This window comes from Pseudomonas sp. NPDC089408 (assembly GCF_044749445.1).
Lineage (GTDB): Bacteria > Pseudomonadota > Gammaproteobacteria > Pseudomonadales > Pseudomonadaceae > Aquipseudomonas.
On sequence record NZ_JBIVHY010000007.1, the window covers coordinates 312,206 to 333,080 of the forward strand.

Below are 20,875 nucleotides of genomic sequence, written 5' to 3' on the forward strand. Positions count from 1 at the left end.
AATTAATGAACAACTGAACACTTGCCGGTTTGACAATGAACACCGGTGGACAACACTGAACAGCGGTCCGCCCATAACAACAACCACACAGGACAGGCCCATGGCCGCATCCGCTTCCACCCATGCCCAACTGATCCAGGCCTCCTGGGCTCGCTGCCGCGAACATGGCCTGCAACCCCAGCATGTGCCGGACTTCGACTGCCTGACCCGCGCCGAGCTCAATGCCCTGCTGGAGCGGCGCCAGGCCCTGCTGCAAGTGACCCGCGACGAAGTGCTGCCGCACTATGCACACCTGCTGGGCAACGCCAGCTACCTGGTGATGCTGGCCGATGCCAGTGGCTGCCTGCTCGACAACTGGGGCTCACGACGCTTCATCGAGCCGCGCCAGCAACATGGTTTCAACGCCGGCGCCCATTGGCATGAACGTGGTGTCGGCACCAACGCGCTGGGTACCGCGCTGATCTGCGCCGAGGCGATTCACGTTGGCCAGGACGAACATTTCCTGCGCCAGAACCGCTACCTGTCCAGCGCCGCCGCGCCGCTGTTCAACGCTGCGCGGCAGCTGGTCGGGGTGCTCGACGTGGCCAGCGACGGTTACCTGCCGGCCAGCCAGACGCTAGGCCTGGTGCGCATGATGGGCCAGAGCCTGGAGAACCGGCTGATACTCGCCGAGCATGCCGGGCAGCATGCCCAACTGATCTTCAACAGCGCCTGCGACAACCTCGACAGCCCGTGGGCCGGCTTGCTGGTATTCGATGAGTGCGGGCAGGTGCTGGCCGCCAATCACCGGGCCGACAGCCTGCTCGGCGGCAACCCGCTGCGGCAGAATATCGAGCAGTTGTTCCAACTGCCCCTGCAGCAGCTGCTCGGTCATCCTCGGCAACAGCCCTTCGCCCTGCAAGCCACCGGGCGCAACCGTTTCCATTGCCAGTGGCAACCTGCGCGCGAAGCCAGGCGCAGCTGTGCGACTGGCAGCAGCGAACCGCGCCTGGTGAAGGCCCTGGCCCAGGCCGGCCTGCTGCTGGAAAAGGATATTCCGGTATTGGTGCAAGGCGAAACCGGCGTAGGCAAGGAAGTGTTTGTCGACACCCTGCACCGTGCCAGCAGCCGCGCCAACCAGCCGCTGGTGGCCGTCAACTGCGCGGCGATCCCGGCCGAGCTGGTCGAGTCGGAGCTGTTCGGCTACGACAAGGGCGCGTTCACCGGCGCCCACCACAAGGGCAACCCAGGGCTGATTCGCAAGGCCGACCACGGCATCCTGTTTCTCGATGAGATCGGCGACATGCCCCTGCCAACCCAGGCCCGCCTGCTGCGTGTATTGCAGGCGCGCAGCATCCAGCCGCTGGGCAGTGGCGAGCCGGTGGCGGTGGACATCAGGGTAGTGTCGGCAAGCAACCGCGACCTGGCCGAAGAAGTCCGCGCCGGGCGCTTTCGTCAGGACCTGTACTACCGTATCGCCGGGCTGGCGGTGGTCTTGCCGCCACTGCGCGAACGCAGTGACCGGCGGCAACTGATCGAACAGGTGCATGCCCGCTACTGCGATCCCGGGCAGCCTGCGCGGCTGCCTGCGGGCATTGTCGACTTGCTCGACCGGCACCCGTGGCCAGGCAACCTGCGGGAACTGGTGAGTGTGCTGCAGGTGGCGCTGGCCCTGGCCGGTGATGGACCGGTCGGGGTGGAGCACCTGCCTGCGGGCTTTCTGGCCGAGTTGCAGGGGCCGGTACCGGTGGCGGCTGAGGATGCGGACTTGCAGACGCTGGTGGCGCAGGCCAATGGCAACCTGTCGGCGGTGGCACGCGGATTGGGGATCAGCCGCACCACGTTGTACAAACGCTTGCGTGAGCAATGATTGCCTTGACCTGTACCAGCCCTATCGCCGGCAAGCAGAGCTGCACATAAATCCTTGAGTATGCGGACCGTTTGCGAATTCAGTTCTCTGCGCGACAGCGCAGCCTAAAAGGCTGGATGATCTCCCACAGTGACGGCGCCGAGCTCAGACCCTGCTCCGCCAAGCCCGCGCCACTCGGGTGGCTGCCGGTAAGCCTGCGCCCAGGCTTGCACTTCACTGGCTGGCATCGGCCGGGCAATGCAGTAGCCCTGCGCAAGCTCGCAGCCCAGCCCCATCAGCACCCGGCCGTGTTCGACGCTCTCCAGCCCTTCGGCAATCACCTCGCGGCCAAATGCCCGGGCCAGGCCGATCACCGCCGCCGTCAACGCCAGGTCGTCCTGATCGTGCAGGATGTCACGCACGAACGACTGGTCGATCTTGATCGTCTGGGTCGGCAAGCGCTTCAGGTAACTCAGCGACGAGTAACCGGTGCCGAAGTCATCCAGCGAAAATCGCACACCCAAGGCACGGCAGGCATCGAGGCAGCGGCTGACGTGCTGCAGGTTGTCGATCGCCACAGACTCGACGATCTCCAGGTCCAGCCGCGACGGTTCCACTTCCGGGTACGCTGACAGCAACTGCTGCAGGCGCTCGGCAAAGTCGCCGCGCTGCAAATGCCGCGCAGCGATGTTCACACTCAACGACCAGGGCTGCCCCTGGCGCTGCCAGGCCTGCAGTTGGCTGAGCGCCTGGTCGAGCACCCACTCGCCGATTTCGACGATCAGGTCGGTCTGCTCTACCCAGGGCAGGAAATCACCGGGCGGCACCAGGCCACGGCCTGGCCGTTGCCAGCGCAGCAAACCCTCGAAGCCCAGCACCTGGCCACTGCGCAGGTTGACCTTGGGCTGGTAGTACAGGCGCAGCTCATGGTTGTTCAAGGCCCGCCGTACCCGCGCCACCGTCTGGTGGGTGGCCTTGAGCTCCTGCTCCTGCGACACGTCGAACAGGTGGTAGCGGTTACGCCCGCGCTGCTTGGCCACATACATGGCCTGGTCGGCATGGCGCACCAGGGTATCGGCGTCTTCATCATCCTGCGGGTAGAGGGTTACACCGATACTGGCGCTGAGCGACAGCGTGTTTTCACGCACCACACAGGGCGCCGCCAACGCCCGCAACACCCGTCGCAGGGCCGCATGCAGCTGGCGTTCATCATCGACATCGCGCAGGATCAGCACGAACTCGTCGCCGGACAAGCGGGCTACGGCATCACCACCGCGCAGGATGCGCTTCAAGCGCTGCGCCACCTCCACCAGCAGGAGGTCGCCTACGGCATGCCCGTAGCCATCATTGACCGCCTTGAAACCATCCAGGTCAAGCATGCACACCGCCAACGGCACGTCTTCGCGGCGCGAATAGGCCAGGGCCTGGTTCAGCAAGTCGGACAAATAAGCGCGGTTGGGCAGCCCGGTGAGCACATCGTGGCCCACTCGCCATTGCAAGGTGTGCAGCAACTGGCGTTTCTCGGTGACGTCAAAGCGAATCGACACATACTTGCGTACCAGGCCGGTCTGCGGGTCGACCAAAGGCACCATGGTGCTGTCGACCCAATACAGCGAGCCGTCCTTGGCCCGGTTGCAGATCTCGCCCTTCCACACCCGCCCTGCAGCCAAGGCCTGCCACATGCCGACAAAGAATGCCGGCTCGTGCAGGCCGGAGTTGAGGATGCGGTGGTTGGCCCCCAGCAGCTCCTCGCGGCTGTAGCCCGAGATGCTGCAGAACTGCTGGTTGACGTAGGTGATGTTCCCACGCAGGTCGGTTTCGGAAAAGATCGCGGCCGCGTCCACGGCCGCGCGATAGTTATCATCCATAAAGCATCCTGCCTTAGCGGTTGAAGCGCTCCACCAGGGCACGCAATCCAGCGCACACCTGTTCCAGCTCGGCGCCGCGCGAGGCGGCAGCGTTGGCGCTGTGGGCGCTGTGCTGGGCAATACCGGCCACCCCGTTGATCTGCCGCGAAACCGCTTCGGCCACCGCCGATTGCTGCTGCGAGGCAGTTGCCATCTGCTGGCTCATGTCGCTGATGCGCTGCACCGCATCACGAATGCCATGCAGCGCCTGGCGGGCCTCCTGTACCTGGGCGACGCCCTGCTCGGCACCGTCGATGCCCTGGCTGGCAATCGCCACGGCTTCTTCGGCGCCACTGCGCAGGGCATCGATGATGGCCTGGATGTGCAGGGTCGACTGGCGGGTCTTGTCGGCCAGGGCCCGCACCTCATCGGCGACCACGGCAAAGCCGCGGCCCTGTTCACCGGCACGGGCCGCTTCGATGGCGGCGTTGAGCGCCAGCAGGTTGGTCTGCTCGGCAATGCCGCGGATCATCCCGGTGGCCTCGGCGATGGCACCGGTCTGGCCGGCCAGGTGGCTGACCGCCTGGTTGATCTGCGTGACAGTGCCAGCCAGGGTGCGAATGGCCGCGCCACTGGCATCGGCCACCTGGCTGCCCTGCTCGGCCAGCAGGTGGGCGGTGTGTGCTTCGGCGGCGGTCAGTTGCACGTGGTTGGCCACTTCACCGATTGAGGCGGCCATCTGGTTCATCGCCGTAGCGCTCAGGTCGGTTTCGGCGCGCTGCTTCAGCAGTGCCGACTCAGTGCTGCGTGACAACTGCCCGGCATCGTGGGCAGCCACCGCCATTTGCCCGGCCAGGTCGCTCAGGCGTGTCAACGCGGTTTTCAGGCGCGCCTCGTCGCTGATCAGCATCAATTGCAGTTGCCCGGCGGCACCCGGCAGGTCGCTGTAGGTCAAGGCGGCGATCGGGTCGGCGAAGGTGCCTTCGGCGCCCTGCACAACGTGCTGCAACTGCCGTCCAATGGCATTGCGCACCCACAAGCCGTAGGCCACGAACAGCCCCACGGTCAGCCCCTGCCCTAGCAGGCCAGGCCATAGCTGGTTGGTGCCCAGTGCCAACAGGCCACCCGCCACTGGCAAAGCCAGGCCTTGGGCCAGCAAGCCCAGCCGGCGTGGCGCCGAAAGCGCCGCCTGGCCGTTGCGCAGCCGCGCATACAGGGCCTCGGCGCGCGCCACCTGCTCACGCGTCGGGCAAACCCGCACCGACTCGTAGCCGACCACACGCCCACCTTCGAGGATGGGGGTAACGTAGGCGTTGACCCAGTAGAAGTCGCCGTTGCGGCAGCGATTCTTGACGATGCCCATCCAGCTCTTGCCGGCCTTCAGGTAGCGCCACATCAATTCGTACACCGCCGGCGGCATGTCCGGGTGGCGTACCAGGTTGTGCGGGCTGCCGATCAATTCGCCCTCGCTGTAGCCGCTGATGGCGGCGAATTCGGGGTTGCAGTAGGTGATCAGGCTGGCGGTGTCGGTGGCTGAAATCAGCCGCTGATCTGCGGGAAAACGTTGCTCGACCGGGGTTACCGGCAGGTTGAGGCGCACGATGAGACTCCATTCATTTTTACGCCGGGCGCCTGCGGTTGAGCGATAAACGGGATGTACAGCCCGCGATCGACCTCATATTGACTGCCCGGTCGGGCGCGGATTCTACGAGCTCAGCCAAGGATTGCAAATAAACCTTATGAATCATGTCGTTATCGGGAATACCCGCATCGCGACCTGGTTGGCAGGTTGCTTGCAACACCCTTCGCGGTCCCGGACTGCACGTGCCCCGACTCGCGTACGCGCCCCCTGTAGGAGCGGGTTTACCCGCAAAACGGCCATAAAGCGGCCGATCCAACGGCACGCACCGAACTAGAGCCCGGCGCTCCGGATTGCCCCACAACTGGTCAGACCGGTAAGGCCAAAAACCCTTGCAATATCGGATTTTTCGCGCTTTTATGGCTTCGCGCTGAACAAACCGGTAAGACCACAATAATTAAGTCCTGCGCTCTTTCGCCCCGTGCGGCTACCGAAGCAAGGACACCGATCTGAGACTCCTCCCATGCTCAAATGGTGCTCGCGTTCGATATTCCTGCAAGTCGTGCTCGGCCTTGCCCTCGGCATCGCCTGCGGCCTCAGCTTCCCCGACCTCTCCCTGCAACTCAAACCCCTCGGCGACGGCTTCATCAAGCTGATCAAGATGCTCATCGGCCTGATCGTGTTCTGCGTGGTGGTCAGCGGTATCTCGGGTGCGGGCGACCTGAAAAAGGTCGGGCGCATCGGCCTGAAATCGGTGATTTACTTTGAAGTGCTGACCACCATCGCCCTGGTGATCGGCCTGGTGTTCGCCTTCGGCAGCGGCATTGGCAGCGGCGCCAATATCCACCTGGACCAGCTGTCCAGCGCCGATGCCAACGGCCTGGCCGAGCGCGGCCAGCACATTCACGGTGCCACGGCATTCTTCATGGACCTGATCCCCACCTCGGTGGTCGGAGCCTTTGCCGACAACAACATCCTCCAGGTGCTGCTGTTCTCGGTGCTGTTCGGCAGTGCGCTGAACCTGGTGGGGGATTCGGCAGCCGGCATTTCGCGGCTGATCAACGAACTGAGCCACGTGATCTTCCGCATCATGGGCATGATCGTGCGCCTGGCGCCAATCGGCGTGTTCGGCGCCATCGCCTTCACCACCAGCAAGTACGGCCTGGAATCGCTGCAGCACCTGGGCGGCCTGGTGGCACTGTTCTACCTGACGTGCGCCGGCTTCGTGCTGATCGTGCTGGGCACGGTCATGCGCCTGTCGGGCCTGAAGCTGCTGCCGCTGATCAAGTACCTGCGTGAAGAACTGACCATCGTCCTTGGCACCGCCTCTTCCGACGCCGTGCTGCCACAGATCATGCGCAAGCTGGAGCACCTGGGCATTGGTAGCTCCACGGTCGGTCTGGTCATCCCCACCGGCTATTCGTTCAACCTCGATGGTTTCTCCATCTACCTGACCCTGGCCATCGTGTTCATCGCCAACGCCACCGGCACACCACTGGAAATGACCGACCTGCTGACCATCCTGCTGGTGTCGCTGGTGACTTCCAAGGGGGCTCACGGCATCCCAGGCTCGGCGCTGGTGATCCTTGCCGCCACCCTGACCGCCGTACCGGCGATTCCGGTGGTCGGCCTGGTGCTGGTATTGGCGGTGGACTGGTTCATGGGCATCGGCCGGGCATTGACCAACCTGATTGGCAACTGTGTGGCGACCGTGGCCATCGCCCGCTGGGAGAAGGACATCGACCTGGAGCGTGCGCACAACGTACTCGCTGGCAAACCTGGCTTTGCTCCCGTGCCACGCAAGCAGCCCAGCGCCCATCAACAGGAATTTTGAGCGAACGTGGCCGGCACTGATGCCGGCCCTTCCAGGAGCGAAACGTGATCAGCTCATCGACCGTCGTCAACTCAGTGGTGGAGAAACTCCGCCAGGCCTTGGCCCGCGGCCAGTGGCGCAGCGGTGACATGCTGCCAGGCCAGCGCGAGCTGGCCGAACAACTGGGCATCAGCCGCCCCAGCCTGCGCGAAGCGGTAACCGTGCTGGAAACCCTGGGCCTGGTACGTGCGCTGCCGGGCAAGGGCGTACTGGTGCTGGAGGCCGATGCCACCGCCCAGGAACCGGGGCAGGACACCAGTGCCGCGGCCAGCCTGGCCGATGTACTGGAACTGCGCTACACCCTGGAACCGTTCATTGTCGGCCTGGTGGCGCAATCGGCCAACAGCCAGGATGTCGGCCAATTGCGGCTGACGTTGATGGACATGCGCGAAGCGCTGGAGGCCGATGACAGTGAAGCTGGGGCCAAGGCTTACATCGCCTTCCATGAGGCACTGTTCGCCCTGACCACCAACCCGATCTTCCAGAGCGTGGTGCAGCAGACCGGTAATGCCCTGAAGCAAAGCGCTGACATGCTGCGCAATTCGCCCGAACACCTGGCCGCGCGATTGAAGGAAAACGAAGCGGTGGTACGCGCCATACGTGAGCGCAACAGTGCTCAGGCCAGTGCCCAGATGCGCCAGCACATCCTCGCCGAAGGCTCGCGCATGGGCATATCGCTGAACATCCCGGACGACCATCCGCACCCATGACCCGAGGAGAGCGACCATGAACGCCGCCCCCCACTTGCCAGCCCTGCTCGCGGCCGGCGAAACCCGCCTGTCGGCCGAGCAGATCTACCCGCGGCTGTTTGACGCCATTCTTGAACAGCGCCTGCCACCCGGCAGCCTGTTGCCCGAGCAGGCGCTGGGCCATGCCTTTGGCGTCAGCCGCACGGTGATCCGCCGCGTGCTCGGGCGCTTGTCCGACCAGCAGGTGGTGGTGCAACGCCCCAGCCACACCGCGCACCTTGCGGCGCCCGACCCGGACCAGGCACGCCAGGTGCTCAGCGCCCGGCGCTTGGCCGAAACCACGCTGATTACCCTGGCCGCGCAGCGCGCCCGCCCGGCACAGGTACGGCAGTTGCGGCAACTGGTGGAGCGCGAGCGCCAGCACCATGAAAGTGGCGAACGTTGCGCGGCGATCCGCCTGGGCGGCGAGTTTCACCTGAAACTGGCGCAGGTGGCGGCCAATGCGCCCTTGGCGCGATTCCTCAACGGGCTGGTGCCGATGACCTCGCTGATCATTGCCCGCTACGAGTCGCCGTGCTGCGACCACTGCGCGTGGGAAGAGCATGCTGCGATCATCGATGCCGTGGAACAAGGCGATGCCGAGGCGGCACTGGGGCTGATGCACAAGCACCTTGACCGCCTGGAAGAAAAGCTCGACCTCCAATAATTGCGCGGTCCCTGTAAGAGCGGCCTTGCGTCGCGATGGGCCGCAAAGCGGCCCCAGAATTTCAGCTTCGCAGCAGATTTTGCCGGGGCCGCTTCGCGCCCCATCCGACCGGTCCGGCGCACCGGCAAGGCCGCTCCTACAGGGGACCGCGTTGCCGGGGCGATAGGCTGCACGGCAGCACCTCGCGCCCCGCCCTATACTCGGAACACCACCCCAGCCTCTACCAGGGAGGCGGTCGCGTGAGTTCTCGAACCCTTCTATTGCTGTGCCTTCTGCTGGCGCTTGGCGGTTGCACCGGCAAGCGCCCGCCTGCCCCGCCGCCACCCGCCGTACTTACCCCGGCCGCCTGGCAACGCATCGACCAGGAACTGATCGATGCCTCGGCCGGTGCCGCCGGCTCGGCCAACGACTATGCCCGGCGCTCGATGCGGGTGTGGAAGGAGCAGGTACAGCAACGCACCGAAAGCGACTTCATCCCCTGGTTCACCGGTTACTGGACCCAGCAATGGCTGACCCTCAAGGTGGCCTGGTACAAGCTCGACAGCGGCGAAGGCCGGGAGCCGGCGGAAAAGCGCCTGGCCCTTTACCTGCAGGAACAGTACCACGCCCGGGTTATCGAGCCGGTGGCCGAGCAGATAAACCCCGAAGGCATCCGCGATCGCGCCTGCGAACTGTACCTGCAACTGCTCGGCCAGCAACTGCCGGCCATTATCAGCCGCTACAACGCGCCGCCCGAGCAATTCAGCCAACGGCTTACCCGCATTCCCGCCATCCACCTGGGGCCGCCGGATGCACGCAATGCCAGCTTGTATACGTTGCTGCGGGCCAAGTCACTGGACCAGCAGCCGGCCTGGCAAGCCATGCGCCAGCACTTGCACCAGCAAGCCAGCAAAGGCCCTGGCAGGACCGATGTCGGGTTGAACTCGGTAGCCACCCAGGCCAGCGAAAAGCTGGGGGCCACTCTGGCCCCACGCGGCATTGCCAGTGCCGTGGCGTCGGCAGTGGGCAAGGTGGCGGGGGCGATGATTTCGATTGCCGCTGCCGGTTACGGGATGATGACCCATGACCGCGAACAGCCGCAGATGGTCGAGCAACTGCGGGTGATCCTCAACGTGGCGTTGAACCAGGAATGGCAGGAGCTGATGGAGAACCGCCAGAGTGGGGCCATGGCGGGGGTGTACTACCTGTCGGGGCAGGTGGAGGACAGTTTGCTGGCCAGTGCGCCGCGGCCTGCCGAACAGCCGGTGGAGCCGCAGGTGAGGCAGCAGCAGGAACCGTTGATCATACGCCTGCCGCCTTAGGGGTTGCCTGTGCTGGCCTCTTCGCGGGTAAACCCGCTCCTACAAGGGACCGCGTGTCTTGTTGTAGGAGCGGGTTCACCCGCGAAGAGGCCAGCACAGGCAACATCAGGCTGTAGCCATCGCCGAACTGGGCAACCCGAACACCCGGTCGAACGCCCAGTTGTAGGCAAAGGTGTAGCAAGGCACCAGCACGATGAACGCCATGTCCACCAGCAACGCCTCCATCAAGGTCATGTCCAGCCACCAGGCAATCAGCGGGATCAAGTACACCACCAGCGTCAGCTGAAAGCCGATGGCATGCGCCACCCGCCGCGCCACGCTGCGCCCGCGCTTGGCCTGGCGGCTCTCCCAGTATTCGAACAGGCTGTTGTAGATCAGGTTCCAGAGCATCGCGATGGTCGTGATCATCACGGCCAGCGGTCCGGTATGTGACGCCTGGGTGTCCGACAGGTAGGCCAGCCCGAGTGTCGACATGCACAGCCCGATCAGTTCATAGAAGGTCACGTAGACCAGTTTGCGTTTCAATCCCTGCACCCCGGGGTTACCTCTGATGAAAAATAACGACAGGGCGCAATCATGCTTCACGACGCTTGACAGCAAAAGTCAGCAGCTGTCAGATCTACTGACAGGAGGCTGCCATGAATTTTTCCAGCGACAACATTCAGCTGTTTCTCGCCGTGCTCGACTGCGGTTCGTTCTCTGCCGCCGCACGCGCGCTCAAGCGCGTTCCTTCGGCCGTGAGCATGGCCATCGGCAACCTTGAAGCAGAACTGGGCTACTGCCTGTTTGAACGCGGCCCGCGCGAGGTTCGCCCAACTGCGCAGGCCCTGGCCCTGGAGCCGCATGCCAGGCTGATTGGCGAGCAACTGGGGCTGCTGCAGGTGCATGCCCTGGAGCTGTCCCAGGGGCTGGAGAGCAGCCTGACCCTGGTCGTGGTGCCCGACATCGATCACCGCCCACTGCTGGCTGCCATCGCCAGCCTGGGTGAACGCCACCCGTTACTCGACATCGCCCTGCTCAGTGCCCCTCAGGAAGAAGCCTTGCACTTGCTGGACAGCGGCCGTGCCGACCTCTGCGTAGCGTTCGCCGGACTGCAGGTGGATGCCCGCCGCGGCTTTCAGCACATCGGCATGGAATCGCTGGTGGCCACCCTGTCGCCAACCCACCCGGCGTTGCGCGGGGGGCGCATCCACTACCTGGAAGACCTGACCCGGGTGCGTCAGATTCTGGTACGCAGCCGCGATCTGCCGCTGGCCGACCCGCGTTCGCTGATTGGCGCCACGCACTGGTCCACCGACAGTTTCGACCTCGCCCTGCAAATGGTCGAAACGGGCCTGGGCTGGGGTGACCTGCCGTTGTCACGGGTGGCGCCGCTGCTGGCCGACGGGCGCCTGGTACGCCTTGATTTTCGCAATACGCGCAACGAACTGCAGTTGCCGGTGCACATCCTGTGGCTCAAACAACAGCCGCTGCAGCAGGCTGCAAGGCTGCTGATCGAGCAACTGGCAGTACCTGACAGCCGCTCGTCGAAACATCTGTAAGAAATTTCTGTAAGCGCTTCAATCTTTTACACCTTGAGCCGATATCTCGATCGACAGGCCCAGCAGAACGTCATAAGCGCGCTGCGCCCTCCCCTCCTTGGCTCAAGGTCTCGAAACATGAACCTGAAATTTCGCCACAAGATCCTGCTCAGCGCCTGCGGCGTCGTGGTCCTGGCATTTGCCCTGTTCACGCTCTACAACGACTACCTGCAACGCAACACCATCCGCCAGAACATCGAAGCCTCGGTGCAGCAGTCAGGTGCACTGACCGCCAGCAGCGTGCAGAACTGGATGAGCGGGCGCATCCTGGTACTGGAGAACCTGGCCCAGGACATCGGCCAGCAAGGCGCCGGCGATACGCTGGCCGGGCTGATCGAGCAGCCGTCCTACACGCGCAATTTCCTGTTCACCTACCTGGGCCAGGCAAACGGCGTGTTTACCCAGCGCCCGGATACGCAGATGCCCGCCGGTTATGATCCCCGCCAACGCCCTTGGTACGGCGCCGCCGCCAGTGCCGGGCAAACGGTGCTGACCGCCCCGTACCAGGGCGCCGTCGGTGGCTTGATGGTGACCATCGCCACGCCGGTTAAAAGCAAGGCCAATGGTGAGCTGATCGGTGTGGTCGGCGGTGACGTGACCCTCGACACCCTGGTCGAGATCATCAACTCGGTCGACTTCGGCGGCATCGGCCACGCCTTCCTCGCCGACGCCAACGGCCAGGTGATCGTCAGCCCCAACAAAGACCAGGTGATGAAGAACCTGAAGGACATCTACCCGGGCAGCAACCTGCGGGTAGCCGCCGGCATGCAGGATGTCACCCTCAACGGCCAGGACCGGATCATCTCGTTCGCCCCGGTCGCCGGCCTGCCTTCGGCACAATGGTACATCGGCCTGTCGATCGACAAGGATAAAGCCTACGCCGCACTCAGCCAGTTCCGTACCTCGGCGATCATCGCCATGCTGATCGCCGTAGCCGCCATTGCCGGCCTGCTTGGCCTGCTGATCCCGGTGCTGATGAGCCCGCTGACCACCATGGGCCGCGCCATGCGCGACATCGCCGAGGGCGAAGGTGACCTTACCCGCCGCCTGACCGTGCACAACCAGGACGAATTTGGCGAACTGGCCACCTCGTTCAACCGCTTTGTCGAGCGTATCCATGCCTCGATCAGCGAAGTATCGTCGGCCACCCGCCTGGTGCATGACCTGTCGGAGAAGGTGGTCAACGCCTCCAATGCGTCGATCAGCGGCTCCGAAGAACAGAGCATGCGCACCAATAGCGTGGCAGCCGCCATCAACGAACTGGGTGCCGCCACCCAGGAAATTGCCCGCAATGCCGCTGATGCCTCGCAACATGCCAGCGGCGCCAGCGAACAGGCGCACGGCGGCCGTGAAGTGGTGGAAGAAGCGATCAGCGCCATGACCGCCCTGTCGCAGCGCATCAGCGAGTCGTGTGCGCAGATTGAAACGCTCAACGCCAGCACCGATGAAATCGGCAAGATCCTCGACGTGATCAAGGGCATCTCGCAGCAGACCAACCTGCTGGCACTGAACGCCGCGATCGAGGCCGCGCGTGCCGGTGAGGCTGGCCGTGGCTTTGCCGTGGTGGCTGACGAGGTGCGCAACCTGGCACACCGTACCCAGGAATCGGCAGAAGAAATCCACCGCATGATCACCAGCCTGCAGGTAGGCTCGCGCGAAGCGGTACACACCATGAACACCAGCCAGGTGTCCAGCGAGCAGACCGTGCAGGTGGCCAACCAGGCTGGCGAGCGCCTGGCCAGCGTGACCCAGCGCATCGGTGAGATCGATGGCATGAACCAGTCGGTGGCCACGGCTACCGAAGAACAGACCGCCGTGGTCGAAAGCCTCAACCTGGACATCACCCAGATCAACGCGCTGAACCAGCAAGGGGTGGAGAACCTCAATGAAACCCTGCGCCATTGCGACCAACTGGCCCAGCAGGCCGGGCGTTTGAAGCAGTTGGTGGGCAGCTTCAGGATCTGACCACAAATGCACACCCCCTGTAGGTGCGGCCTTGCCGGGGCGCTCCTACAGGGCCACGCGTCAGCATCAGATCATACGCCAGCAGTGGTTACCGCTTTGGCGGACCTGCCCCGCCGCACCCAGGCCAGCAACACCGCCGCCATCAGCACAAAGCCCAGGTAGCCGAACAGCGGGTATACCTCGCCCACCAGGCTGATGAACCCCACCAGGCTGCAGCCGAATGCCACCACCCCGGTCACCACCGAGCCCCAGCGGAACTTCGCCGTGCCTGCCGGCAACAGCCGCGACAGGAACGAAAACAGCGTGCCCACAGCGGTGTTGACGATCATGCCGAAGATGATCAGGCACATCACCAGCCCCAGCAGCGGCGACACTTCGTTGGCAATCGACAACATCGGCATCGGCAAGTCGGCCACGCTGTCCAGACGCGACAGCAGCCCGGCGCTCATCACCAGCATCAGGCCACCCAACGCCGCTCCGCCGAGCAGGCCACCCCACATTGCGCTTTTCTCGCCCTTGGCCGAACCGCCCAGAATGGCCAGGATCGGCGCACCCGCCACAATGTTGTACGACACATACAGGAACGCGCCCAGTAACCAGTGGTGGGTGCCGGCCTGTTGCTGGCTGGCCAACTGGTCGAGCGCAGCAAAACTCTGTTCACGGCTGAACACGGCATACAGCGCAATTGCCGAGGCCACCAGGATCAGCAACGGCGTGATGGCGCCAATTGCCAGGATCACCTTGCGCACGTCCATGCACACGATACCGACCACCACCAGTGTCACCAGCACGCTGCCGGTCAGCGCCGGGATGCCGAACTGCTGCTCAAGCAGCGCACCACCGCCGGCCAGCATGACCACGGTGACAGCGAACATGAAAAAGGTGATCAGCCAGTCGACGAACAGGCCCAGGTGGCGGCCACAGATGGCCTGGATCACATCCTTGTGCGAAGTAGCCTGCTGGCGGTTGCCCAACCCTGCCAGCGCCATGCCGAGGAAGGTGAACAAGGCGGCGCTGACCAACGCGCCCACCAGCCCCCACAGGCCGAAATCGACAAAGAACAACAACAGTTCCCGCCCTGAAGCGAACCCCGCCCCCACGATCACGCCGACAAATGCGCCGGCAATCTTCAGTTGCTCTTGCATGTGAACCTCTGGATTTATTGTTGTATTTGTTAATGGCCCTTCTGATGCAACGCCGGCCCTGTGGGAGCGGGTTCACCCGCGAAATGGGCAACGCGGTGCATGGCACCGGCTGCGCCGGTGTTCGCGGCTAAAGCCGCACACAGGGACCGGCAAGCATGCGCATCCCCCGGCCCAGTCAGGCGTCGCCGACGAACGCTTGCACTTCGATCTCCACATCAACCCCCAGCGCCAGCGCCGAGGCCACGGTAGAGCGCACCGGCAACGCGGCACCGAAGAATTCCTTGTAGACCTCGTTGAAACCGGCGAAATGGCTCATGTCCGACAGCCATACCGTGACCTTGACCACCTGGTCGAAGCGCGCGTCGCAAGCAGCCAGGCTTTCGCCGATGCGCTCGCAGGCGGCGCGAGTCTGGGCCTGGATGTCACCGCGCACCACTTCACCACTGGCACTCATTGGCACCTGACCGGAGAGAAACAGAAAACCGCCTGCCTTCACCGCGCGGGAAAACGGGAACGGCAGGCTGCTGGGGAAACGCTGGATATCAGTGCTCATGGGGTATTCCTTTCAGGGTTGCTGGAAACGGGCCGGGGACAGGCGCTCGGGCGCCACCCCCTGGCTGACAAGGCTTGGGCACAGGGGTTGGCCAAGCAGCAGGTCGGCGGCCAGGCGCGAGGCGCCCGCTGCCGACTGGATGCCATAACCGCCCTGCGCCGCCAGCCAGAAGAACGCGGGCGCTTGCACATCGAAACCGATCACCAGGTCGCCATCGGCGACGAACGAGCGCAGCCCGGCCCAGGTGTGACTGGGGCGGCGAATGTCCAGGGTGGTCATGGCTTCGATGTTGTAGATACCCAGGGCCACGTCGAACTCCTCGGGCGCGGCATCCTGTGGCTCGACCGGGTCGGCATTGGCTGGCGAACCCAGCAACTGGCCGGCATCGGGCTTGAAGTAGAAGCTTTCATCAACGCCGATCACCGCCGGCCAGCGGGCGAAGTCCTGGTCTGCCGGGCCGGGGAAGGTGAAGGCACTGCGCCGACAAGGTTGCAGGCCAATGGCGGCCACACCGCATTGTTCGGCCACACGGTCGGCCCAGGCACCCGCAGCGTTGACCAACTGGCGCGCCTGCACACGGTTGCCACCGCCCAGCTCAACCTGCCAATGGTCGCCCAGGTAACGCGCCTGGATCAGTTCGGCGTTGCAGCGCAGTTCACCGCCAGCAGCGCGATAACCGCGCAGAAAGCCTTGGTGCAGGGCGTGCACATCGAGGTCCATTGCACCCGGCTCCAGCACGGCGCCAGCCAGGGTTTCACCCCGCAGGCTCGGCACCAGGGCCAGGGCGGCGTCGCGCTCGAGCAGGCTGACCTCGGTGCCGTTGGCCAGGTTCTGCGTGTGGGTCTGCTCAAGCAGTTCGCGTTGCTCGACGCTGGCCACATACAGGCAGCCGCGCGGCTCCAGCAACGGGTGTTCGCAGAAGCCCTGTGGCGGCGTTTCGTAGAAGGCCCGGCTGGCGCGTGTCAGCGCCTGGATCTGCGGGGTCCCGTACGCCTCCATGAACATCGCCGCCGAACGCCCGGTGGAATGGTAGCCAGGCTGCGACTCGCGTTCGAGCAACAGCACCCGCTGCCGACCGGCCAGGCGATAGCCCAGCGAAGCACCGGCAATGCCGGCGCCGATGATGAGGGTGTCGTAGATCGAGGTCATGCACGCTCCTGCCAAGCTAATTATCATTTATGAGAATTCTAATATATGAGAATTTAGGAATACGCAAGGGCCCAAGGTAAGATGCCCGACCAACGCCGCATGCCGAGACCGCTGAATGCCCGCTGCCCTACCCCTGCTTGACCGCGCCGTAGTCGGCCAGCGCCTGCGCCAAGTGCGCAAGGCGCGCCAGATGACCCTCAAGCAATTGTCCGAAGCCAGTGGCGTGCCGCTGTCCACTCTGTCGAAGATGGAACTGGCGCAGGTGTCGGTCAGTTACGAAAAACTCGCGGCCGCCGCGCGCGCGTTGAATGTCGATATCGCCCAGCTGTTTCGCGCCAGCGGTATGGTCAGCGCGCCGGTACCGGTGACGGTGGTGGTCGACTCGTTGCCGGAGGCGGCGGGCTATTCGACCGGCACCTATGATTATCACCCGATTGCCGGCGACTTTCCGGAACGGCGCATGACCCCGGCCTATGCTCGCATCATTGCCCGCGAACGCGGCCAGTTCGACGATTTTATCCGCCACCCTGGGCAAGAGTTCGCCCTGGTGCTGCGTGGGCGTGTGCGTATCGAGTTCGAGACCGGTGAGGCCGTGAGTATCGGGCCGCAGGAGACGGCCTATTTCGACAGCCAGGTGGGGCACATCTACCTGTCGGAAAGCGACGATGGCGGCGATGCGCATGTGATGGTGGTGATGACTGATCGTTGAAATCGCAGATTCGCGCTGGATGGCACAGGCTACGCCCGTGTTCCCAGGTGAACCCGCTCCCACAGAGTGAAGCTGCTCCACTCCCTCTACGGTTATAACCTAATAACGAACAAGTCTATTTGGCTATAAAAAAATCTATATGCTGGCTGCATCCGATAACGGGCGAAGTTGGGCAGTCGAGTAGCGTATGGATGTAGGTTCTTTCGGTTTCACCATTGCTGGCCTGATCGTGGGTTTCATCGTCGGCATGACCGGCGTCGGTGGCGGCTCGCTGATGACCCCGATCCTGCTGTGGTTTGGCATCAGCCCCGCTACCGCTGTCGGTACTGACTTGCTCTATGCTGCCATCACCAAAGCCAGTGGCGTCTGGGTGCATGCGCGCAACAAGAACATCGACTGGAAAATCACCGGCCTGCTCAGCCTGGGTAGCGTGCCTGCCGCAGCGCTGACGCTGTGGTTCCTCAGCACGCTGCATACCGACACGTCTGCCCTGAACGGCATCATCAAGCAAGGCCTGGCGGTGGTGCTGATCCTGACCGCGCTGGCCATCCTGTTCAAATCGCGCTTGCAGGCTTTTGCCAATCGCCATGCCGGTGACCACTACCACCTCAGCGACCGCAGCCTGAATACCCTGACCGTGCTGACCGGTGTGGTACTGGGCGTAATGGTCACGCTTACCTCCATCGGTGCTGGTGCGTTGGGTACCGTGGCGCTGTTCCTGCTTTACCCGTTCCTGGTCACCCGCCGCCTGGTCGGTACCGAAATTGCCCACGCCGTACCGCTTACCCTGGTAGCGGGCCTGGGCCATGCCGGCATGGGCAACATGGACTGGTCATTGCTGGGCTACCTGTTGCTGGGTTCGCTGCCGGGCATCTACCTGGGTAGCCACCTCACCGGGCGAATCTCTGACCGGGTGCTGCGCCCGTGCCTGGCCGCCATGCTGCTGCTGATCGGCTATAAACTGGCGTTCTGACCCTCAGCCCAGGCGCAGGCGCCACTGCCCGGTAAAGCTCAGTTCCAGGCGTGACAGTGGCAACACATCGATACGCTGCCCGGCACTCATCGGGCAGCCCAGCACCTGCACCAGCACGGCGCGCATGACCAGCGGATGGGTCACTGCCAGCCACTCCCCCGGCCTGTCGAAGGCCGCCAGCCAGGTGGCCATGCGCTTGCACAGCGCGGCGAACGACTCCCCCCCATGCACTGCACTGGCAGGATCCTGCAGCCAGTCGGCCAACACCTGGGGTTGCTCGGCTTGCAGCTGCTTCAATGCCATACCCTGCCAACGCCCCAGGTCGCAATCGGCCAATGCCGGCTCGACCGCCACTGCATCCGACAACCACGCCGCAGTCTCGCAGGCCCGGCGCTCTGGCGCCGTCAGCAGCTGCATGCCTGGCAGGTTGACAGCAGGTGGTTGCGCCAGCGGCAGGATGCCATCGTCTACGCGGTGCAGGTGCCCGGTCTTCTGGGCCTGGGTCAGAGCGTGGCAGATCAAGGTCAGGCGGATGGCTTTCACCAAGGCTTCTCGTGGTGGACTGGGGCGCAAGGTTTAGCATGCCATGGTGGTTTTGGCTGCAACAATGTCGGTTGCTGACCGCTATTACGGCGATTGTTCGCCGCGCTTTTAGCATTGCCTATACGATCGAGCGCCGCGCGGGCGGCGCTCGATCTCACAGGCCCTCAACATCTCAAGGCAAGCACCTGCAAGCCCTTACTGCTTAACTGACTGGCATTAGGGCAAGCCCGCTCCACAGGATTGTAGATTGCCGAAGCTTGCGCGCTATCTCAGACAACCTGCTTTATCACTCCCCACACAGGCAGCGCCACCACCAGCCCCACCGCCAGCCTTGGCCAGTAAGGCAGCAGCATCACCAGCAGCATCCCGGCCAGCGACAGCACACCCAGCCAGGCCACTGGCCCCATGGCCCAGCCCCAGGCCTTGGCACACAGCACCAGGCTGGCCAGCAACGCCAGCCACCCGGCACCGCGCAAGCCGACCCGCAATGCACGTGGGCAGGCCCGGTTCCATACCTGCTTGTAATGCCGCTCCAGCCCTTGGCACAGCCCGAGCATGCCGGCGTAGGCAAACAACACGCCGCCTGTAATCCACATCATCATGCCTCGGCCTCTCTCTGCCGCCCTGCCCTGGCCTTCTGCTGCGCCGGCTGCGCTTGCCGAACCTGCCAGGCCGCCAGCCCAAGCAATACCCCCAGCACCAGCGCACAAGCGGCAACCCCCAGGCGCATCGTGTCTTCCAGGCCGCCAAACGCACCCAGGCCAATGCACAGCAATGCCGCCAACAACAGTTGCTCGACCCAGGCCCGGCGCGCCGGCCGGATACCGGCATGCAGCAGCGCCAGCAGCCATACGCCGAAGAATGCGCGCACCTCCCAGCTTTCCCGCTGCAGCAACTCCACCGGCAGCAGGCGGCTGGCCCACAGCAGCCCCACGCACGCCAGCAGCAAACCGCTGATGAAGCCGACGTTGCACACCTCGGCTACCCGGTACCAACGCCGCGCCGACGCCTCGGCGCTGGCAGTGGCGTACTTGCGCCCGCGCTTGACGCAGAACAGCACCAGGCCGCTGGCGATCATCAGGCAACTGACCAGCCCGCAGATGAAGTACAGCCAGCGCATCGGGTAACCGCCGAACTGGGCAAAGTGCAGGCCGACCATGACCCGCTGGGTCAGCGGCACCGCACGCCACGCTGGCACGTCGCTGAGCAGTTGCCCGCTGACGCCATCGAAGACCATAGCCTGGCCTTTGGCTAGCGCAATACGGTTGCCTAGCTCGGGGCGGACTTCGATACGCGCCGCGACGGTGTTGGGGTTACGGATGTTCAAGCCGCCAATCGGCCCCAGCCGTGCCTCGGCCTGGGCCAGCAACGGTGCCACATCGACCAGCGCGGCGGGTTGCCTGGCCAGGCCACGGGGTTGTTCGAGACGGGCATTGCCCTGAGCCTGGAAGTAGGCGCGGGTGTCGCCGGCGAACAGGGCATCAATGCCGGCCGGGATGTAGATGAGCATGAAGATCACCAGGCCGGTGTAGGTGATCATCAGGTGGAACGGCAGCAACAGCACCGCGCTGGCGTTATGGAAATCCAGCCACGAGCGCTGGCCTTTGTTCGGCCGGAAGGTGAAGAACTCCTTGAAGATCTTCTTGTGGATGACAATGCCGGTCACCAGCGCCGCCAGCATTACCAGTGCCAGTGCGCCGACCACGAAAATGCCCCAGTTGCGTGGCAGGTCGAGGGTAAAGTGGAAGCGGAAGAAGAAGTTGCCGCCGACACTGTCACGCACCTCGATCGCCTCACCGGTGCGAGGATCGAGTTGCACCCCCCCACCGTGGCGCCGTTCGCCAGTGGACACCCGCAGCCCGGGCGAACGCTCGTTCGGCAAGCTGATGCCCCAGTTACCGGCCTGCGGCTCGTGGGCCTGCAGGTAGGCGATGGCGCGCTGGGCAGCATCGGCCTGGGTCACCTGAGTGGCCGGGATTTCCGGTTGCATCCAGTGATTGAGTTCCTTGTCGAACACCGCCAAGGTGCCCGTGACGAAGATGGCAAACAGCAGCCAGCCGAAAATCAGCCCGGCCCAGGTGTGCAGCCAGGCCATCGATTGGGTGAAGGTGTTCTTCATGCCAACCACTCCAGCGCTTGCGGCCAGAAGCCGATCAGGCTCAAGGGTGCGGCCAGCACCAGCGGCGCCCAGGCGCGCAGGGCATCACGGCTGGCGAAGGCCCAGAGTATGGCGGCGGTGTAAACGATGAAGGCCGGCAAGGTCGCGACGATGACCGCATCGCCGGCGGGCAGCGGCAGCACGCGGGCCAGGCAGGCGCTGGCGGCGTAGCTGAGGGCATAGCCGCCGAGCAGGGCGGCGGCGCTGCGGGAGAGAATCTGCAGCCAGACGGGGGCTTTGACCATCAGGGGCTCCTTGGCATCTACAGGGAAGGCTT

General features: G+C 64.3%; 18 protein-coding genes and 3 pseudogenes. 10 read left to right on the forward strand and 11 right to left on the reverse strand.

Annotated features, from left to right (window positions below; genetic code table 11):
* The first annotated feature begins 100 nt into the window (after window positions 1–100).
* On the forward strand, window positions 101–1,849 hold the full coding sequence (locus ACIP02_RS14730) for a sigma-54-dependent Fis family transcriptional regulator (protein ID WP_400617513.1): 1,749 nt from the start codon (window positions 101–103) through the stop codon (window positions 1,847–1,849).
* A 104-nt stretch (window positions 1,850–1,953) separates the two neighbouring features.
* On the opposite strand, the gene ACIP02_RS14735 is transcribed toward ACIP02_RS14730, so the two are convergent.
* The 3 genes and pseudogenes from ACIP02_RS14735 to ACIP02_RS14745 all read right to left on the reverse strand — a co-directional run.
* Entirely contained in the window at window positions 1,954–3,696 is a 1,743-nt protein-coding gene (locus ACIP02_RS14735) for a putative bifunctional diguanylate cyclase/phosphodiesterase (protein WP_400617514.1), read from the reverse strand.
* 13 nt (window positions 3,697–3,709) lie between these two features.
* Complete coding sequence (locus ACIP02_RS14740; protein ID WP_400617543.1) at window positions 3,710–4,585, reverse strand: methyl-accepting chemotaxis protein; 876 nt, start codon at window positions 4,583–4,585, stop codon at window positions 3,710–3,712.
* Between the two features lie 360 nt (window positions 4,586–4,945).
* Window positions 4,946–5,275 (reverse strand): annotated as a pseudogene (locus ACIP02_RS14745) (PAS domain-containing protein); the annotation flags it as partial.
* A 502-nt stretch (window positions 5,276–5,777) separates the two neighbouring features.
* On the opposite strand from ACIP02_RS14745, the gene ACIP02_RS14750 reads away from it, so the two are divergent.
* From ACIP02_RS14750 to ACIP02_RS14765, 4 genes are all read left to right on the forward strand, one after another.
* A complete protein-coding gene (locus ACIP02_RS14750) occupies window positions 5,778–7,088 on the forward strand; it encodes a C4-dicarboxylate transporter DctA (protein ID WP_400617515.1) in 1,311 nt (436 codons plus the stop codon).
* 44 nt (window positions 7,089–7,132) lie between these two features.
* Entirely contained in the window at window positions 7,133–7,837 is a 705-nt protein-coding gene (locus tag ACIP02_RS14755) for a FadR/GntR family transcriptional regulator (RefSeq protein ID WP_201206585.1), read from the forward strand.
* 16 nt (window positions 7,838–7,853) lie between these two features.
* On the forward strand, window positions 7,854–8,522 hold the full coding sequence (locus tag ACIP02_RS14760) for a GntR family transcriptional regulator (RefSeq protein WP_400617516.1): 669 nt from the start codon (window positions 7,854–7,856) through the stop codon (window positions 8,520–8,522).
* Between the two features lie 239 nt (window positions 8,523–8,761).
* Window positions 8,762–9,823 (forward strand): hypothetical protein, encoded by a 1,062-nt coding sequence (locus ACIP02_RS14765; protein WP_400617517.1) that lies wholly within the window; start codon window positions 8,762–8,764, stop codon window positions 9,821–9,823.
* A gap of 105 nt (window positions 9,824–9,928) precedes the next feature.
* On the opposite strand, the gene ACIP02_RS14770 is transcribed toward ACIP02_RS14765, so the two are convergent.
* A complete protein-coding gene (locus ACIP02_RS14770) occupies window positions 9,929–10,357 on the reverse strand; it encodes a PACE efflux transporter (RefSeq protein WP_400617518.1) in 429 nt (142 codons plus the stop codon).
* A 104-nt stretch (window positions 10,358–10,461) separates the two neighbouring features.
* On the opposite strand from ACIP02_RS14770, the gene ACIP02_RS14775 reads away from it, so the two are divergent.
* From ACIP02_RS14775 to mcpA (ACIP02_RS14785), 3 genes and pseudogenes are all read left to right on the forward strand, one after another.
* Window positions 10,462–11,364: a LysR family transcriptional regulator gene (locus tag ACIP02_RS14775; protein ID WP_400617519.1), complete on the forward strand. Its 903-nt coding sequence runs from the start codon at window positions 10,462–10,464 to the stop codon at window positions 11,362–11,364.
* A gap of 117 nt (window positions 11,365–11,481) precedes the next feature.
* Window positions 11,482–12,513, forward strand: a pseudogene (mcpA, locus tag ACIP02_RS14780) (methyl-accepting chemotaxis protein McpA); the annotation flags it as partial.
* Window positions 12,514–12,771: 258 nt separating this feature from the next.
* Window positions 12,772–13,368, forward strand: a pseudogene (gene mcpA / locus ACIP02_RS14785) (methyl-accepting chemotaxis protein McpA); the annotation flags it as partial.
* Window positions 13,369–13,439: 71 nt separating this feature from the next.
* Here mcpA (ACIP02_RS14785) and ACIP02_RS14790 read toward each other — a convergent pair.
* From ACIP02_RS14790 to ACIP02_RS14800, 3 genes are all read right to left on the reverse strand, one after another.
* Entirely contained in the window at window positions 13,440–14,513 is a 1,074-nt protein-coding gene (locus ACIP02_RS14790) for a hypothetical protein (protein WP_400617520.1), read from the reverse strand.
* A gap of 175 nt (window positions 14,514–14,688) precedes the next feature.
* A complete protein-coding gene (locus tag ACIP02_RS14795; protein ID WP_400617521.1) occupies window positions 14,689–15,066 on the reverse strand; it encodes a RidA family protein in 378 nt (125 codons plus the stop codon).
* A 12-nt stretch (window positions 15,067–15,078) separates the two neighbouring features.
* Window positions 15,079–16,215 (reverse strand): NAD(P)/FAD-dependent oxidoreductase, encoded by a 1,137-nt coding sequence (locus tag ACIP02_RS14800; protein WP_400617522.1) that lies wholly within the window; start codon window positions 16,213–16,215, stop codon window positions 15,079–15,081.
* Window positions 16,216–16,330: 115 nt separating this feature from the next.
* Between ACIP02_RS14800 and ACIP02_RS14805 the strand changes: the two genes are divergently transcribed.
* Both ACIP02_RS14805 and ACIP02_RS14810 read left to right on the forward strand, forming a co-directional pair.
* Window positions 16,331–16,924 carry a helix-turn-helix domain-containing protein gene (locus ACIP02_RS14805; RefSeq protein WP_400617523.1) on the forward strand — a complete coding sequence of 198 codons (594 nt, stop codon included), beginning with the start codon at window positions 16,331–16,333 and terminating at the stop codon, window positions 16,922–16,924.
* Window positions 16,925–17,111: 187 nt separating this feature from the next.
* Window positions 17,112–17,897, forward strand: a complete 786-nt coding sequence (locus tag ACIP02_RS14810; protein WP_400617524.1) for a sulfite exporter TauE/SafE family protein — start codon at window positions 17,112–17,114, stop codon at window positions 17,895–17,897.
* A gap of 3 nt (window positions 17,898–17,900) precedes the next feature.
* Here the strand turns inward: ACIP02_RS14810 and ACIP02_RS14815 are convergent, their stop codons facing one another.
* From ACIP02_RS14815 to ACIP02_RS14830, 4 genes are all read right to left on the reverse strand, one after another.
* Window positions 17,901–18,440: a histidine phosphatase family protein gene (locus ACIP02_RS14815; protein WP_400617525.1), complete on the reverse strand. Its 540-nt coding sequence runs from the start codon at window positions 18,438–18,440 to the stop codon at window positions 17,901–17,903.
* 269 nt (window positions 18,441–18,709) lie between these two features.
* A complete protein-coding gene (locus tag ACIP02_RS14820) occupies window positions 18,710–19,042 on the reverse strand; it encodes a DUF3325 domain-containing protein (RefSeq protein ID WP_400617526.1) in 333 nt (110 codons plus the stop codon).
* On the reverse strand, window positions 19,039–20,559 hold the full coding sequence (locus tag ACIP02_RS14825) for a PepSY-associated TM helix domain-containing protein (protein WP_400617527.1): 1,521 nt from the start codon (window positions 20,557–20,559) through the stop codon (window positions 19,039–19,041). The genes ACIP02_RS14820 and ACIP02_RS14825 overlap by 4 nt, the downstream gene beginning before the upstream one ends.
* The gene (locus ACIP02_RS14830) at window positions 20,556–20,843 is read right to left on the reverse strand and encodes an iron transporter (protein ID WP_400617528.1); all 288 of its coding nucleotides are present in this window, start codon (window positions 20,841–20,843) and stop codon (window positions 20,556–20,558) included. The genes ACIP02_RS14825 and ACIP02_RS14830 overlap by 4 nt, the downstream gene beginning before the upstream one ends.
* Window positions 20,844–20,875: the final 32 nt, after the last annotated feature.